The following is a 14,817-nucleotide window of genomic DNA, read 5'->3' on the forward strand; positions in this document are numbered from 1 at the left end:
TATGGCAGGTCATAGTAAGTGGGCCAACACTAAACACCGCAAAGCGGCGCAGGATGCCAAACGCGGTAAGATTTTCACCAAAATTATCCGTGAACTGGTTACGGCTGCCAAATTAGGCGGTGGCGATCCGGCTGCTAACCCACGTTTACGTGCGGCTATCGATAAGGCATTGTCCAATAACATGACGCGCGACACCCTAAACCGGGCTATCGCACGCGGCGTGGGCGGTGACGAAGATAACAACATGGAAACCATCATTTATGAAGGTTATGGTCCGGGCGGCACCGCGGTAATGGTTGAATGCCTAAGTGACAACCGTAACCGTACCGTATCTGAAGTTCGCCACGCCTTTACCAAAACCGGTGGCAACCTGGGCACTGATGGTTCCGTTTCTTACCTGTTCACCAAAAAAGGCGTGATTTCTTACGCCCCAGGTCTGGATGAAGATACCGTGATGGACGCGGCGCTGGAAGCCGGTGCCGATGATGTGACCGTGTATGACGATGGTGCTATTGACGTGTTCACTGCGTGGGAATCTCTGGGTCAGGTAAAAGACGCGCTGGATGCGGCTGGTCTGGTGGCTGAATCGGCGGAAGTGTCGCTGATCCCATCAACTAAAGCCGATTTGGATGCAGAGACTGCGCCAAAACTGCTGCGTTTGATCGATATGCTGGAAGATTCTGACGACGTGCAAGAGGTTTACCATAACGGTGAGATCTCCGACGAAGTCGCTGCTACGCTGTAATGAGCGGCAATCAGCGTGATTTCATGTAAGTCATCGCGGCAACAGCGTTAAAGCAGTAAAGTCGCCGTGCTCATTATTGGGCACGGCCTATTTTTAGGTGGGTGTGGTTCCCAACGATAACGGACAAGGTGAAAACTGGTATGGCGATCGTATTAGGTATCGATCCCGGTTCTCGTGTCACCGGTTATGGCGTTATCCGCCAGGAAGGGCGCCAACTGACCTACCTGGGCAGTGGTTGTATCCGAACCGTGGTGGACGATTTACCGACCCGGTTGAAATTGATTTACGCCGGTGTGACTGAAATCATTACTCAGTTTCACCCGGACTTTTTTGCTATTGAACAGGTGTTTATGGCAAAAAACGCTGATTCGGCGTTGAAGCTAGGGCAGGCAAGAGGCGCGGCCATCGTCGCGGCGGTCAATCTGGATCTGCCGGTGTCTGAGTACGCGGCAAGACAGGTGAAACAAACGGTTGTTGGCACCGGCGCGGCAGAGAAAAGCCAGGTACAACATATGGTGCGTTCATTACTGAAGTTACCGGCTAATCCGCAGGCCGATGCCGCCGATGCCTTGGCGATTGCGATTACCCACTGCCATCTCAGCCAGAATACGGTGCGATTGGGTAATAACCAATTGGTCATGGCACGTGGCCGTTTGCGTTAATTTTGTGCAACGGCGCGCAAAGACCCGATAAAGCCGGGTTAATCGCTGAAGGCTGGATATCCATCCAGCCTTTTTTATGTTATAAACAGCTATAAAATATATTCATCGATAAACCTGCCGGGCAAGGAGACAGTCAAGGTGATAGGGCGCATCAGAGGTATCATTCTGGAAAAGCAGCCGCCGCTGGTGCTGCTAGAGACCAACGGCGTTGGCTATGAAATCCAACTGCCAATGACCTGTTTTTATGAACTGCCGGAGATCGGGCAGGAAGCCATTATCTTTACTCAGTTTATCGTGCGGGAAGACGCGCAGTTACTCTATGGTTTCAATGATAAACAGGAACGTGCGTTATTCCGTGAACTGATTAAGGTCAACGGCGTTGGGCCAAAGCTGGCGCTGGCGATTCTGTCCGGTATGTCGGCGCAGCAGTTTGTCGGTGCCGTTGAACGTGAAGATATCACTACGTTGGTAAAACTGCCGGGCGTAGGAAAGAAAACCGCCGAGCGTTTAGTGGTGGAAATGAAAGACCGCTTCAAAGGCTTGAACGGCGATCTGTTTAATAACACCGGTGAGATCCCGTTGCCTACCACCTCGGCGCAGGTTTCTGCGGCAGACACGGAGGCAGAGGCCGTTTCAGCGCTGGTGGCGTTGGGATACAAACCCCAGGAAGCCAGCCGTTTGGTCAGCAAAATTGCCAAGCCCGGCGCAGACTGTGAAACACTAATTCGTGACGCGTTGCGCGCAGCCTTATAGTAGTGACAGCAAGAGGTAGAGGATGATTGAAGCAGACCGCCTGATTTCGGCTGGCGTTATCAGTGAAGAAGAGATCATTGACCGAGCGATTCGCCCCAAGCTATTAAGCGAATATGTCGGGCAACCCCATGTCCGCGAGCAGATGGAAATCTTTATTCAGGCGGCGAAACAGCGCGGTGATGCGCTGGATCATTTGCTGATATTTGGCCCTCCGGGTCTGGGTAAAACTACGCTGGCTAATATTGTGGCTAACGAGATGGGCGTGAATCTGCGTACCACTTCCGGCCCGGTACTGGAAAAAGCTGGCGATCTGGCGGCGATGCTGACCAACCTTGAGCCTCATGACGTACTGTTTATTGATGAAATTCATCGCCTATCTCCGGTAGTCGAAGAGATTCTTTACCCGGCGATGGAAGATTATCAGTTGGACATAATGATCGGTGAGGGGCCAGCGGCGCGTTCTATCAAGCTGGATTTGCCGCCCTTTACTTTGATTGGTGCCACGACGCGTGCCGGATCTCTGACTTCACCGTTGCGGGATCGCTTTGGGATTGTGCAGCGGCTGGAGTTTTATCAGGTTGCGGATCTGGAGCATATTGTCAGCCGTAGCGCCCAATGCCTGGGATTGGAATTAACGCCGGAAGGTGCTCATCAGCTGGCGCGTCGATCACGGGGCACGCCGCGGATTACCAATCGCCTGCTACGACGGGTTCGGGACTTCGCCGAAGTGAAAGCCGACGGTGCCATTAATGGTGATGTGGCGATGAAAGCCTTGGATATGCTGAATGTGGATGCGGAAGGCTTTGATTACATGGACCGTAAGCTATTGCTGGCAGTGATTGATAAGTTTATGGGTGGCCCGGTAGGGTTAGATAATCTGGCGGCGGCTATCGGGGAGGAGCGTGAAACCATCGAAGACGTGCTGGAACCCTATCTGATTCAGCAAGGTTTTATCCAACGCACTCCGCGTGGGCGTATTGCCACGCATCATGCCTACAAGCATTTTGGTATCGATCGAGAAGAGTAATGTTGTAAGCGGCGGAGTCTGCCTGAATGAGACAACTCCGCCGAATGACTGTGCCTGAATTAGGTTTTAAACCGTGGCTTTCTCGGCTACTGGCGTATTCACCATTCGGTTCAACCATGGAATCATCAGCCCCATCACGACTGCAATCCCCAGCGTAGTCAAACCGATCTTACCGAACACATCGGTATAGATAGGCAAGGTTTCCAATGGGTCGGTAATGCCTTCCGGCGTCGCGGTGAAGGTCGCAACGTAGCCCCCAATCAGGAAGGATGCTGCCTGTGTCAGGAACCACATCCCCAGAATAAAGCCCATCAAATACTGAGGCACTAACGCTGCTACCATCGCCAGACCCAAGGCGCTAATCATTAATTCCCCGAGACTCTGGAATAGATAAACCAGAACGATAAACCAAGGTGATGTCAGGCCCTGGGCATCGGCAAACCACATACCGGCTGCCGCAGCGGTCAAAAATCCCAGCGAGCATAAGAACATGCCCAAAGTGAATTTGGCTGGCATAGTCAAATCTCGTCCTTTACTACCAAAACGAGTGTAGAGGCTGGCGAGAATAGGGCTGGCAACGACCACCCAAAACGGATTGAGTGCCTGGAAGCTGACTGGATTAATGGCAAAACCCAGTATTTCGTGATGAACGTTATTAATTGCGAAGAAATTTAGCGAGGTTGGCATCTGCGCGTACAGCACGTAGAAAACAATAGCTTCCAACATCAAAATGAAGGCAACAAACATCTTATTGCGCCCCAATGTATCCTGCTTGAATGCTTCTTTGAAGAAAATAAAAACCACCACTAATGACAGCACGATTAACACCAGATTGGCGATCATGACGTGATTCATCAGCCAGGCACAAACAAATACCATAATGACCGTACCGGCCAGCACCAGAAACAGGTTTTTCCAGTTTAGCGGCTGGGCGTCCGGCTCGGATCCTATATGGCGAACCATATGACGGCAGCAGAAATAAACCAGCAGAGCAAAGATCAGACCGATACCGCACAGATAGTAAGTGACAGTGTAACCATAGCGTTCGGCGATAATTGGGGCTAACGACAGAGAAAGCAACGAACCTACGTTAATTGACATATAAAACAGGGTAAAAGCACCGTCCAAGCGAGGATCTTTTGGCGGGTAGCACTTGGATAATAAGCTAGCTGGATTAGCTTTAAACAAACCATTCCCAACAGCAATAATCCCTAGGGCGATAAAAATCAGATTAGGCCGGTACAAGGATAAACCGGTAGCGAAATAACCAATGGCCAGCACCACTGCACCCAGCACCATGGTGCGCTTGGTTCCCAGTAAATGATCGCCGACGTAGCCACCGATGGAAATCAGGCCATAAACCAAAGCGGCAAAAGCCCCGAAAGTCACAAATGCCTGTTCTTGTGAGAAGCCCAGCTGTTTAACAAAGAAAACCGCGAGAATGCCCTGCACGCCGTAGTAGCCAAACCTTTCCCACAGTTCGACAAAGAAGATCATAAAGAAGGGTTTGGGCTGCTGTAATAAACCGGTTGGTGTGGGTTTATCCATGATGGTTTGCCTCTGAATAATAGTTATGAGTGGGTAGGGCGCGCACAAATCCGTCCCGGCGCGATAAAGAAAGCCGAATAGAATAGTGAAAATGTTTTCTCAAAAAGCAACGACGGCAGAGTATTACACTGGGTGAATATTATGTTTGTGGCTGATCACACTAATTAAAACTTACTGAGTGGTTTTTGTATCCGACATGTTTATTTCGTACAGAATGTTATCAAATTCAAAAAAATATAACTGAAATAACAACGGCGTAAGCGGTTGCGCCCAAAGGCTATTTGGGAGGGAAAGGTGAATATCAGCAAAATGCGGGATAAATAAGCAGGCGAAATAAGAAACAGGAAGTATAAAGCAGGAGGTAAGAGGAAAAGTATAAGAGGTCAGAAGTCCAAATCAACGCACGGAGGGAGCTGCGAACTTGCTCCCTCCGCAGAGCTTTATCCTCTGGGTTTTTGCGACAGGCTTAGCACAAACATCATTGCGGCGCAGAGCACCACGGATGGGCCAGCTGGCGTATCGTACAGCGCAGAGAAGGTCAGGCCGCCGGTTACAGCGAGAATGCCAATCACCACGGCGACCCCGGCCATTTGCTCCGGCGTTCGGGCAAAACGACGGGCGGCGGCGGCGGGAATGATGAGCAATGACGTGATGATCAGTGCGCCAACAAATTTCATTGATAAACCAATGGTCAACGCGGTAATTAGCATCAACAGCATTTTGACCCGCTGTAGGTTAACCCCGTCAACGTGTGCCAGCTCCGGGCTAATGGTCATCGATAACAGCGGCCGCCACTGCCAGCGTAGCACCAGCAATACCACGGCGACGCCGATGGCAATCATCCAGATATCATTGAGGGTAACTGAAAGCAGGTCGCCAAACAGATAGGCCATCAGGTCGACCCGCACATTTGACATTAGGCTGACGACGACTAGACCGAGCGACAATGCGCTGTGCGCCATGATGCCCAGTAAGGTATCGACGGCCAACTGCGGGCGACGTTCGAGCCACACGAGAACCAGAGCCAATATCAGCGTCATGGCGATCACCGCGTAAAACGGGTTCACATTCAGCAGCAGGCCAAATGCCACGCCGAGCAGCGAGGCGTGAGCCAAAGTATCGCCGAAATAAGACATTCGACGCCAGACCACAAACGACCCCAGCGGGCCAGCGGCGCAGGCCAGCAGGACACCCGCTAACCAGCCGGGTAAGAGTAATTCGATCATGCGTCACGGCTCCCTGGGTTTTTTAGAATAATTTTGCCATGCAAATCGTGACGATGATTATGGTGATGACGGTAAACGGCCAGTTTTTCGGCACCGCGGTTGCCAAACATGGCGATGAATTCTGGATGGGTAGAAACCACTTCTGGCGCTCCGGAACAGCAAATATGTTGATTAAGGCATAATACTTCGTCGGTTTTCGCCATAACCAGATGCAGATCGTGGGACACCATCAGTACGCCGCAGCCCAATTCGGTACGCAGTTGTTCAATCAGATCGTACAGTGCCAGCTGCCCGTTGACATCGACACCTTGTGTCGGTTCATCAAGCACCAGCAACTGCGGCTTATTCAACAAGGCTCTGGCTAGCAGTACCCGCTGATTTTCCCCTCCGGACAGTTTCTGCATGGGCTGTTCTAATAAATGGGCAGCATGGACGCGTTTCAGCGCCGGTAAAATATCCGCTTGCTTCACGCCGGGCTTAAGGCGCATAAAACGGCTCACCGTCAGCGGTAGAGTGGCGTCCAGATGTAATTTTTGTGGCACATAGCCAATACGTAATCCAGGCTCCCGAACCACGGAACCGCCGGTAGGGGCGATCAATCCCAGCACCACACGAACCAGCGTCGATTTTCCCGCGCCGTTTGGCCCAAGCAAAGTGAGGATTCTTCCCGGCTGTAATGAGAGGGAAATATCAGCGAGTACCCGCCGATTCCCGAAGGTAACGGATATTTTGTTCAGACTTACCAATGTGGACATGATGATTACGTTTGCAGAATTAAGTGAATGTTATAATATTCCGCTTTTCCAGCGGAAAGGACGAGTTAACTTACCATGTTCAAGAGAAATAACGTTATGTTACAAAAAAACCAATGGCTACGAAGAACCCTATTAGCCAGCGCCGTTTTGATGGCAGGTGTGGTACATAGCGCATCAGCAGCGGTAGTCACCTCCATCCGTCCGTTGGGATTTATTGCGGCTTCTATCGCTGACGGCGTGCTGCCAACGGAGGTTTTACTGCCCGACGGCGCTTCGCCACACGATTATGCCCTTCGTCTGTCCGATGTCCAGCGTTTACGTCAGGCTGAGCTGGTAATTTGGGTGGGACCGGAAATGGAGGCCTTTCTGATAAAGCCATTGACGCAAGTCCCTGCCAGCAAACAGATTGCTGTTTCTCAATTGACTCAGGTTGCAGCGCTTTTAATGAAAGGCGACGAGCATGATGAACATGAAGGTGAGCATGACACGCATCATGATGATCATGCAGCGAATAATGATGAACCTGGACATCACCACGGTAAGTACAACATGCATGTTTGGCTTTCGCCAGAGATCGCTAAGTTGACGGCAATTGCTATTCACGACCGATTATTGGAACTTATGCCACAAAATCGGGACAAACTAGATGCAAACCTGCGCCGATTCGAGGATCAACTAGCGCAAAGTGACAAAAAAATTGCTAATATGCTGAAGCCTGTGCAGGGTAAGGGATATTTTGTTTTTCATGATGCCTATGGCTACTTTGAAAAACACTTTGGCTTGGCCCCATTGGGTCACTTTACAGTCAACCCCGAAATACAGCCCGGCGCACAGCGTTTACTTCAAATTCGAACACAGTTGGTTGAGCAAAAGGCGGTATGCGTTTTTGCTGAGCCACAATTCAGGCCGGCCGTCATTAATGCCGTTGCCAAGGGAACTCAGGTGCGTTCAGGCACGCTGGATCCATTGGGTAGCGGCATCGCATTGGGCAAAGACAGCTACACAGAGTTTCTGTCTCAGTTGTCTGACCAATACGAGAGCTGCCTGAAGTAAGACTTATAAGGATACTCATAAGTGCAGCAGATAGTCCGAACTATCGCTCTGGCGTATAACAACTTACCGCGGCCCCATCGAGTGATGTTGGGGTCGTTGACCGTAATGACCTTGGCCGTTGCCGTTTGGCGGCCATTTGTTTATCACCCAGAACACGATCCCATCGCGAAGAGCGTTATTCTTGATACCAGCCAGGCGAACATTTTGGCTCCCGAAGCCAGTGAGCCGCTAGACCAACCGAGTCCGGACGATGAGATTCCTCAGGACGAGCTGGACGCTAAAGATGTTAATGAAAGTGGCGTTCATGAATATGTGGTTTCCACCGGCGATACCCTTGGCAATATTCTGACTCAGTACGGCATCGAGATGTCCGATGTGGCGTTACTGGCTTCGCAAAACCGCGACCTGCGTAATCTGAAGATCGGGCAGCAAATTTCCTGGACGGTGAACGATTCCGGCGATTTACAACGCCTGACCTGGGAAGTGTCTCGCCGTGAGACGCGTACTTACGATCGCGTTGGCAATACCTTTAAAGAAACTAAAGAGTTGCAAAAAGGTGAGTGGCGTAACAGCGTAATGACCGGTCGTCTGGACGGCAGTTTCGTTAACAGCGCCAAGAAAGCCGGATTGAACAACTCGGAAATTCGCGCTGTGACTAAAGCCTTACAGTGGCAGTTAGATTTCAGTAAATTGCGTAAAGGCGATCAGTTCGCCGTGCTGATGTCGCGGGAAGTGCTCGACGGGCGCAGTGAGCAAAGCCAATTGGTCGGCGTGCGTATGCGCTCCGGCGGCAAAGATTACTATGCTATTCGCGCCGAAGACGGCAAGTTCTATGATCGTCAGGGTTCCGGTCTGGCCCGTGGCTTTATGCGTTTTCCAACCATGAAGCAGTTCCGCGTGTCTTCCAACTTTAATCCACGTCGTATTAACCCGGTTACCGGGCGTGTTGCGCCGCACAAAGGCGTCGATTTTGCTATGCCGGTCGGTACTCCGGTACTGGCGGTGGGCGATGGCGAAGTAGTGATTGCGAAACGCAGCGGCGCGGCGGGCAACTATGTGGCCATTCGTCACGGTCGCCAGTACACCACGCGTTATATGCATTTGAAAAAGCTGCTGGTTAAACCGGGTCAGAAAGTAAAACGGGGCGATCGTATCGCACTGTCTGGAAATACCGGTCGTTCCACCGGGCCGCATTTGCACTATGAATTCTGGATCAACCAGCAGGCGGTTAACCCGTTGACGGCTAAACTGCCTCGTTCCGAAGGATTGAGCGGTAAAGAACGCAGCGATTATCTGGCTATTGCGAAAGAAGTGATCCCGCAGTTGCAGCTCGACTAACCGGTAATTCCACTCAGGAATTCTTGAGCGGAATAAATAAAATCTAATGTGGTCGTTATGGTGATATTCATTGTAACGGCCACGTTGGTGATCAACAGGTCAGGTTTTTTAGCCTGATATCAGTTTTTACAGTCAGATGGACAATTGCATTCTCTATCTTCGCAATTATGATTAGCTGATTGGCCTATTCGAAGAGTTTCCTGATGCAAAAAGAGAAGAACGACAGCGCGGGTTTTATTCCGGTATTCCAAAAATCATTCCTTCATCCGCGTTTTTGGGGCGTATGGCTGGGCATTGGCGTGATGGCAGCGCTGGCTTATTTACCGGCAAGAATTCGCGATCCTTTTTTAGCCAGTGTAGGCCGTTTGGCCGGTAAATTCGCCAAAGGCGCTCGTCGGCGCGCGCGGATAAACCTTCTCTATTGTTTGCCGGATATCAGTGAGACGGAACGTGAGCAAATTATCGATGAGATGTTTGCCACTGCGCCGCAGCCGATGATGCTGATGGCCGAACTGTGTTTCCGCGATCCTAAGCACGTGTTGTCCCGTGTTCATTGGCATGGTGAATCTGTTTTAGATGAACTCCAGCAGCAAGGGCGCAACGTTATTCTGCTGGTGCCCCACGCGTGGTCTATCGATATTCCCGCCATGTTATTGGCCGGGCAGGGGAAACCGGTCGCCGGAATGTTCCATCATCAGCGCAACCCGCTGGTAGATTATCTGTGGAACAGCGCTCGCCTGCGTTTCGGTGGCCGCATTCATGCGCGCGAAAGCGGCATTAAGCCTTTTATCAGCTCGGTGCGTCAGGGGTATTGGGGCTATTATCTGCCGGATGAAGATTACGGCGCAGAGCAGAGCGAGTTCGTTGACTTCTTCTCGACCTATAAGGCCACGCTGCCTGCGGTAGGGCGTTTGATGAAAGTGTGCCGTGCGGCCATTGTGCCGATGTTCCCTGTTTATAATTACCGTGAACATCGTTTGGATATTTATATTCGTCCACCAATGGATGATTTAGCGGATGCGGATGACGCTTATATTGCTCGTCGCATGAACGAAGAAGTAGAGGCTTTGGTTAGCCCTAACTTAGAGCAGTACACTTGGATTTTGAAACTGCTGAAAACCCGTAAAGAAGGTGAAATCGAGCCTTACGTACGCAAAGATCTGTAATCCGGCGTGAGCGGGCCGCGCGTTCAGTAGTGAAAAGTGAAATAAAATGCAGATAAAGAAAAAGCCAGTCAACTTAACGCGGACTGGCTTTTTTATTGGCGCAGAATAATTATTCCACGCGAATAATACGGCTGGTGTTAGTCGTACCTATGGTACCCATCACATCGCCCTGAGTGACGATAACCAGATCGCCAGAAACCAGGAAGCCTTTATCGCGCAGGCAGTTAACCGCTTCATTGGCAGCCACTACGCCATCGGTGTGGTTGGCGCAATAAACCGGCGTGACGCCGCGATAGATCGCGGTCAGGTTCAGCGTATGTTCATGACGAGACATGGCAAAGATCGGTAAACCCGAGCTGATACGCGACATCATCAAGGCAGTACGGCCAGATTCGGTCATGGCAATGATCGCCGTGATACCTTTAAGGTGGTTAGCCGCGTACATCGTGGACATCGCGATGGCTTCTTCGACGTTATCGAATTGCACATCTAAACGGTGCTTGGAAACGTTAATGCTTGGGATTTTCTCTGCACCCAAACAGACTCGCGCCATCGCGGCTACGGTTTCAGCCGGATACTGACCCGCCGCCGTTTCTGCTGACAGCATCACCGCATCGGTCCCATCCAACACGGCGTTCGCTACGTCCATAACTTCGGCGCGGGTTGGCATTGGGTTGGTGATCATCGATTCCATCATCTGCGTGGCGGTAATGACCGCACGATTCAACTGACGGGCACGACGGATCAGTTTTTTCTGGATACCGACCAGCTCTGGATCGCCAATTTCTACGCCCAAATCGCCACGGGCGACCATAACCACGTCAGAGGCGAGGATGATGTCATCCATGGCTTCGTCAGTGGCTACGGCTTCGGCACGTTCGACTTTGGAGACAATTTTCGCGTTACAGCCAGCATCCCGCGCCAAACGGCGGGCATAATGCAAGTCTTCGCCAGTACGCGGGAAGGAGACGGCCAGATAATCGACGCCAATTTTTGCGGCAGTCACGATATCAGCTTTGTCTTTCTCGGTCAGCGCTTCAGCGGATAAACCACCGCCCAGTTTGTTGATGCCTTTATTGTTGGAAAGAGGGCCGCCGACGGTGACTTCGGTGAACACTTTCATGCCCTGAACCTCCAGCACTTTGAGCTGAACGCGGCCGTCGTCGAGCAACAGAATATCGCCCGGCACCACGTCCGCAGGTAAGCCTTTGTAATCGATACCAACTTTATCTTTGTCGCCTTCGCCTTTACCCAGGTTGGCGTCTAACAGGAACTTATCGCCAATATTCAGGAAGACTTTGCCTTCCTTGAAGGTGGATACACGGATTTTTGGCCCTTGCAAATCGCCAAGAATTGCCACGTGACGCCCCAAACGCGCGGCGATTTCGCGCACTTTATTAGCGCGTAACATGTGGTCTTCAGCGGTGCCATGGGAAAAATTCAGGCGGACTACGTTTGCACCCGCAGCAATAACCTTTTCCAGGTTATTATCGCGGTCGGTAGCCGGCCCCAGTGTGGTAACAATCTTGGTCCTTCTGAGCCGTCTGGACATGCATTACTCCGTTGACTGGTGAAGCATTGGTGTTGTTAAAACTGCGGATAATTAACCCTAGGGCAAAATGTCACTGAGTGACGAGTTTTACTCTGAAATTGTGTCATCCAAATTAACCGCATGCGAATGTAGAAACGATAGCTGTGTAATAGGTTATCGGCGCAAAACTGAAATAAATCAGCTCTAAGCGATATTTTTAGCGTCGGGCGTTTATTCAATCAGGCCCTGTAAAGACGCGCCCTTATCAAAGCGCGATTCTTTCAACGCTTCTTTGACCCGCTTCAAGTTATCCCTGAATTTATCGCCGCGGCGTAAAGTAAATCCGGTTGCCAGTACATCAATCAGTGTCAGTTGAGCAATTCGTGACACCATCGGCATATAAACATCGGTATCTTCCGGAACGTCCAGCAGCAATGACAGCGTTGCTTCGTGTGCCAGCGGCGTGTCTCGCGAGGTAATGGCAATAACGGTCGCATCGTTCTCGCGTGCCAGACGGGCCATTTCTACCAGATTCTTGGTGCGGCCAGTGTGGGAAATCAGCACCACAACGTCACCTTCCCCGGAGTTCATACAACTCATGCGTTGCATAACGATATCATCGAAATAAATAACCGGGATATTGAAGCGGAAAAATTTATTCATTGCATCATGGGCGACGGCGGCGGATGCGCCCAGGCCAAAGAAGGAAATTTTCTTGGCCTGAGTCAGTAAGTCCACCGCCCGATTTATCGCTGCAATATCCAGATTGGTTTTCACCATATCCAGACTGGCCATCGTCGATTCGAAAATCTTGCCTGTATATGCAGCAACACTATCATTTTCTTCGACGTTACGGTTCACATAAGGTGTGCCATTTGCCAGACTTTGGGCTAAATGCAGTTTAAAATCAGGGAAGCCTTTGGTATCCAGACGGCGACAGAAACGATTAACCGTTGGTTCGCTAACGTTGGCCATTTTCGCCAGCGTGGCGATACTAGAGTGAATGGCAGTTTGTGGGGAGGCAAGGATCACCTCGGCGACTTTCCTTTCAGATTTGCTCAGGAGGTCCAGATTATTTTGGATCTTTTCCAGCGTATTCATATAACGAGAGTCACCCATGGGTTTTGTCGATTTCATTCAAAGGAGAAATCTATGCCGGTTTAATGGAAATATACTACGAGCCGGGACCCGTTGGCAGAGGCATTGATGAGGAAGCAGCCCTTTTTCATCAGAATATGACCTGTGTCTAATTTTCAGAATGGTAAAAGACGATCAAAAAAGTCATAAAATTACATTTTTATCTTACGCCGCCTTATTTGACGGGGCTTAGCGCCTGATAGGATGTTTTATAACCGTTTTTATTGCCTTTTTATCCGGGTTTACTGGCTATAGTCAAAGAGAGTACATTATAGATGTAAGAAAATTACAAATATCCTGCAACGAGGAGAAATACATGGCGGTAACTAATACAGCCCAGGCATGCGACCTGGTTATTTTCGGCGCTAAAGGTGACCTGGCACGCCGAAAGCTGCTGCCTTCCCTTTACCAGCTAGAGAAAGCGGGTCATATCCATCCTGATACACGTATTATCGGTGTGGGTCGGGCTGACTGGGATAAAGACGCGTATATCGGCGTGGTGAAGGAAGCCCTCGACACCTTTATGAAAGAAAAGCTGGATGACGAACTTTGGCAGAAGCTCAGCAGCCGGCTGGATTTCTGTAATCTGGATGTCAACGACAGCAAGCACTTTGCTAAATTGGGCAAAATGCTCGATCAAAAAAACCGCACTACCATTAACTACTTTGCCATGCCGCCTAGTACTTTCGGTGCCATCTGCAAAGGTTTGGGCGAAGCCAAGCTGAATAACGAACCGGCGCGCGTAGTGATGGAAAAACCGTTAGGAACCGATTTGGCTTCCTCACGGGTGATCAACGATCAGGTTGCTGAATACTTTAACGAGTGTCAGGTTTACCGTATCGACCACTATTTAGGTAAAGAAACGGTTCTGAACCTGTTGGCGCTGCGTTTTGCCAACTCACTGTTTGCTTCCAACTGGGATAACCGCACTATCGATCACGTGCAGATTACCGTTGCGGAAGAAGTGGGTATCGAGGGCCGTTGGGGCTACTTCGATCAGGCTGGCCAGATGCGAGATATGATTCAAAACCATTTGCTGCAAATCCTGACCATGATCGCCATGTCGCCACCGGCAGATTTGACCACCGACCGTATTCGCGATGAAAAAGTGAAAGTGCTGCGTTCACTGCGCCGTATCGATCAGACCAACGTGCGTGAAACCACGGTTCGCGGTCAGTACACCGCCGGTTTCGTTCAGGGTCACAAAGTACCGGGCTATCTGGAAGAGGAAGGGGCGAATAAGAGTAGTAATACCGAAACCTTTGTGTCTATCCGCGTGGATATTGATGACTGGCGTTGGGCCGGCGTGCCGTTCTACCTGCGTACCGGGAAACGTTTGCCGACCAAATGTTCGGAAGTGGTGGTGTACTTTAAAAACCCTGCGCTGAATCTGTTCCGCGAGTCTTACCAACAGTTGCCGCAGAACAAGCTGACCATTCGTTTACAGCCGGACGAAGGCATTGAGATTCAGGTGCTGAATAAAGTGCCGGGTCTGGATCATAAGCACCGCTTGCAAACGACTAAGCTGGACTTGAGTTTCTCCGAGACTTTCAACGAAGAGCATATCGCTGATGCCTATGAACGTTTGTTGCTGGAAACCATGCGCGGCATTCAGGCCCTGTTTGTGCGTCGTGATGAAGTGGAAGAAGCTTGGAAATGGGTTGACTCCATCATGGAAGCCTGGGCGGCGGATAATGAAGCGCCGAAGCCTTACCAATCCGGTACCTGGGGACCTGTAGCCTCAGTTGCCATGATCACTCGCGATGGTCGTTCATGGAACGAATTCGAGTAATCGTTTAACAGCATAACCATCAGTAACCTCACTACCCCGGTGCCGCAGACACAGCCGGCCGCTGACCGGCGGGGTAGTGCATCC

The 14,817-nt window shown here is 50.7% G+C and carries 13 protein-coding genes; 8 read left to right on the top strand and 5 right to left on the bottom strand.

The window, feature by feature from the left end; all coding sequences use genetic code 11:
* Position 1 precedes the first annotated feature (1 nt).
* From DBA33_RS13760 to ruvB, 4 genes are all read left to right on the top strand, one after another.
* Positions 2 to 745: a YebC/PmpR family DNA-binding transcriptional regulator gene (locus DBA33_RS13760; protein ID WP_004719779.1), complete on the top strand. Its 744-nt coding sequence runs from the start codon at positions 2 to 4 to the stop codon at positions 743 to 745.
* Positions 746 to 885: 140 nt separating this feature from the next.
* Positions 886 to 1,407 carry a crossover junction endodeoxyribonuclease RuvC gene (gene ruvC / locus DBA33_RS13765; RefSeq protein WP_049597683.1) on the top strand — a complete coding sequence of 174 codons (522 nt, stop codon included), beginning with the start codon at positions 886 to 888 and terminating at the stop codon, positions 1,405 to 1,407.
* A gap of 138 nt (positions 1,408 to 1,545) precedes the next feature.
* Entirely contained in the window at positions 1,546 to 2,160 is a 615-nt protein-coding gene (ruvA, locus tag DBA33_RS13770) for a Holliday junction branch migration protein RuvA (RefSeq protein WP_064513470.1), read from the top strand.
* Between the two features lie 22 nt (positions 2,161 to 2,182).
* Positions 2,183 to 3,187, top strand: coding sequence for a Holliday junction branch migration DNA helicase RuvB (ruvB, locus tag DBA33_RS13775; RefSeq protein ID WP_064513472.1), 1,005 nt, complete (start codon positions 2,183 to 2,185; stop codon positions 3,185 to 3,187).
* Positions 3,188 to 3,253: 66 nt separating this feature from the next.
* On the opposite strand, the gene dtpB is transcribed toward ruvB, so the two are convergent.
* From dtpB to znuC, 3 genes are all read right to left on the bottom strand, one after another.
* Positions 3,254 to 4,735, bottom strand: a complete 1,482-nt coding sequence (dtpB, locus tag DBA33_RS13780) for a dipeptide/tripeptide permease DtpB (RefSeq protein ID WP_120806655.1) — start codon at positions 4,733 to 4,735, stop codon at positions 3,254 to 3,256.
* Positions 4,736 to 5,175: 440 nt separating this feature from the next.
* A complete protein-coding gene (gene znuB, locus DBA33_RS13785; protein WP_064513475.1) occupies positions 5,176 to 5,961 on the bottom strand; it encodes a zinc ABC transporter permease subunit ZnuB in 786 nt (261 codons plus the stop codon).
* Positions 5,958 to 6,716, bottom strand: a complete 759-nt coding sequence (gene znuC / locus DBA33_RS13790) for a zinc ABC transporter ATP-binding protein ZnuC (RefSeq protein ID WP_064513477.1) — start codon at positions 6,714 to 6,716, stop codon at positions 5,958 to 5,960. Before znuC ends, znuB begins: the two co-directional genes overlap by 4 nt.
* A 96-nt stretch (positions 6,717 to 6,812) precedes the next feature.
* Between znuC and znuA the strand changes: the two genes are divergently transcribed.
* From znuA to lpxM, 3 genes are all read left to right on the top strand, one after another.
* Complete coding sequence (gene znuA, locus DBA33_RS13795) at positions 6,813 to 7,769, top strand: zinc ABC transporter substrate-binding protein ZnuA (RefSeq protein ID WP_064513479.1); 957 nt, start codon at positions 6,813 to 6,815, stop codon at positions 7,767 to 7,769.
* A 21-nt stretch (positions 7,770 to 7,790) separates the two neighbouring features.
* A complete protein-coding gene (gene mepM / locus DBA33_RS13800) occupies positions 7,791 to 9,107 on the top strand; it encodes a murein DD-endopeptidase MepM (protein WP_064513481.1) in 1,317 nt (438 codons plus the stop codon).
* 203 nt (positions 9,108 to 9,310) lie between these two features.
* Positions 9,311 to 10,273 (top strand): lauroyl-Kdo(2)-lipid IV(A) myristoyltransferase, encoded by a 963-nt coding sequence (gene lpxM / locus DBA33_RS13805; protein ID WP_064513484.1) that lies wholly within the window; start codon positions 9,311 to 9,313, stop codon positions 10,271 to 10,273.
* A gap of 109 nt (positions 10,274 to 10,382) precedes the next feature.
* Here the strand turns inward: lpxM and pyk are convergent, their stop codons facing one another.
* A complete protein-coding gene (gene pyk, locus DBA33_RS13810; RefSeq protein ID WP_049597692.1) occupies positions 10,383 to 11,825 on the bottom strand; it encodes a pyruvate kinase in 1,443 nt (480 codons plus the stop codon).
* Between the two features lie 210 nt (positions 11,826 to 12,035).
* Positions 12,036 to 12,941 (bottom strand): MurR/RpiR family transcriptional regulator, encoded by a 906-nt coding sequence (locus tag DBA33_RS13815; protein WP_064513486.1) that lies wholly within the window; start codon positions 12,939 to 12,941, stop codon positions 12,036 to 12,038.
* 316 nt (positions 12,942 to 13,257) lie between these two features.
* Here DBA33_RS13815 and zwf point away from each other — a divergent pair, with 316 nt between their 5' ends.
* A complete protein-coding gene (zwf, locus tag DBA33_RS13820; RefSeq protein ID WP_064513489.1) occupies positions 13,258 to 14,733 on the top strand; it encodes a glucose-6-phosphate dehydrogenase in 1,476 nt (491 codons plus the stop codon).
* Positions 14,734 to 14,817: the final 84 nt, after the last annotated feature.

Source organism: Yersinia sp. IP36721 (assembly GCF_003634395.1).
Classification (GTDB): Bacteria; Pseudomonadota; Gammaproteobacteria; order Enterobacterales; family Enterobacteriaceae; genus Yersinia; species Yersinia entomophaga.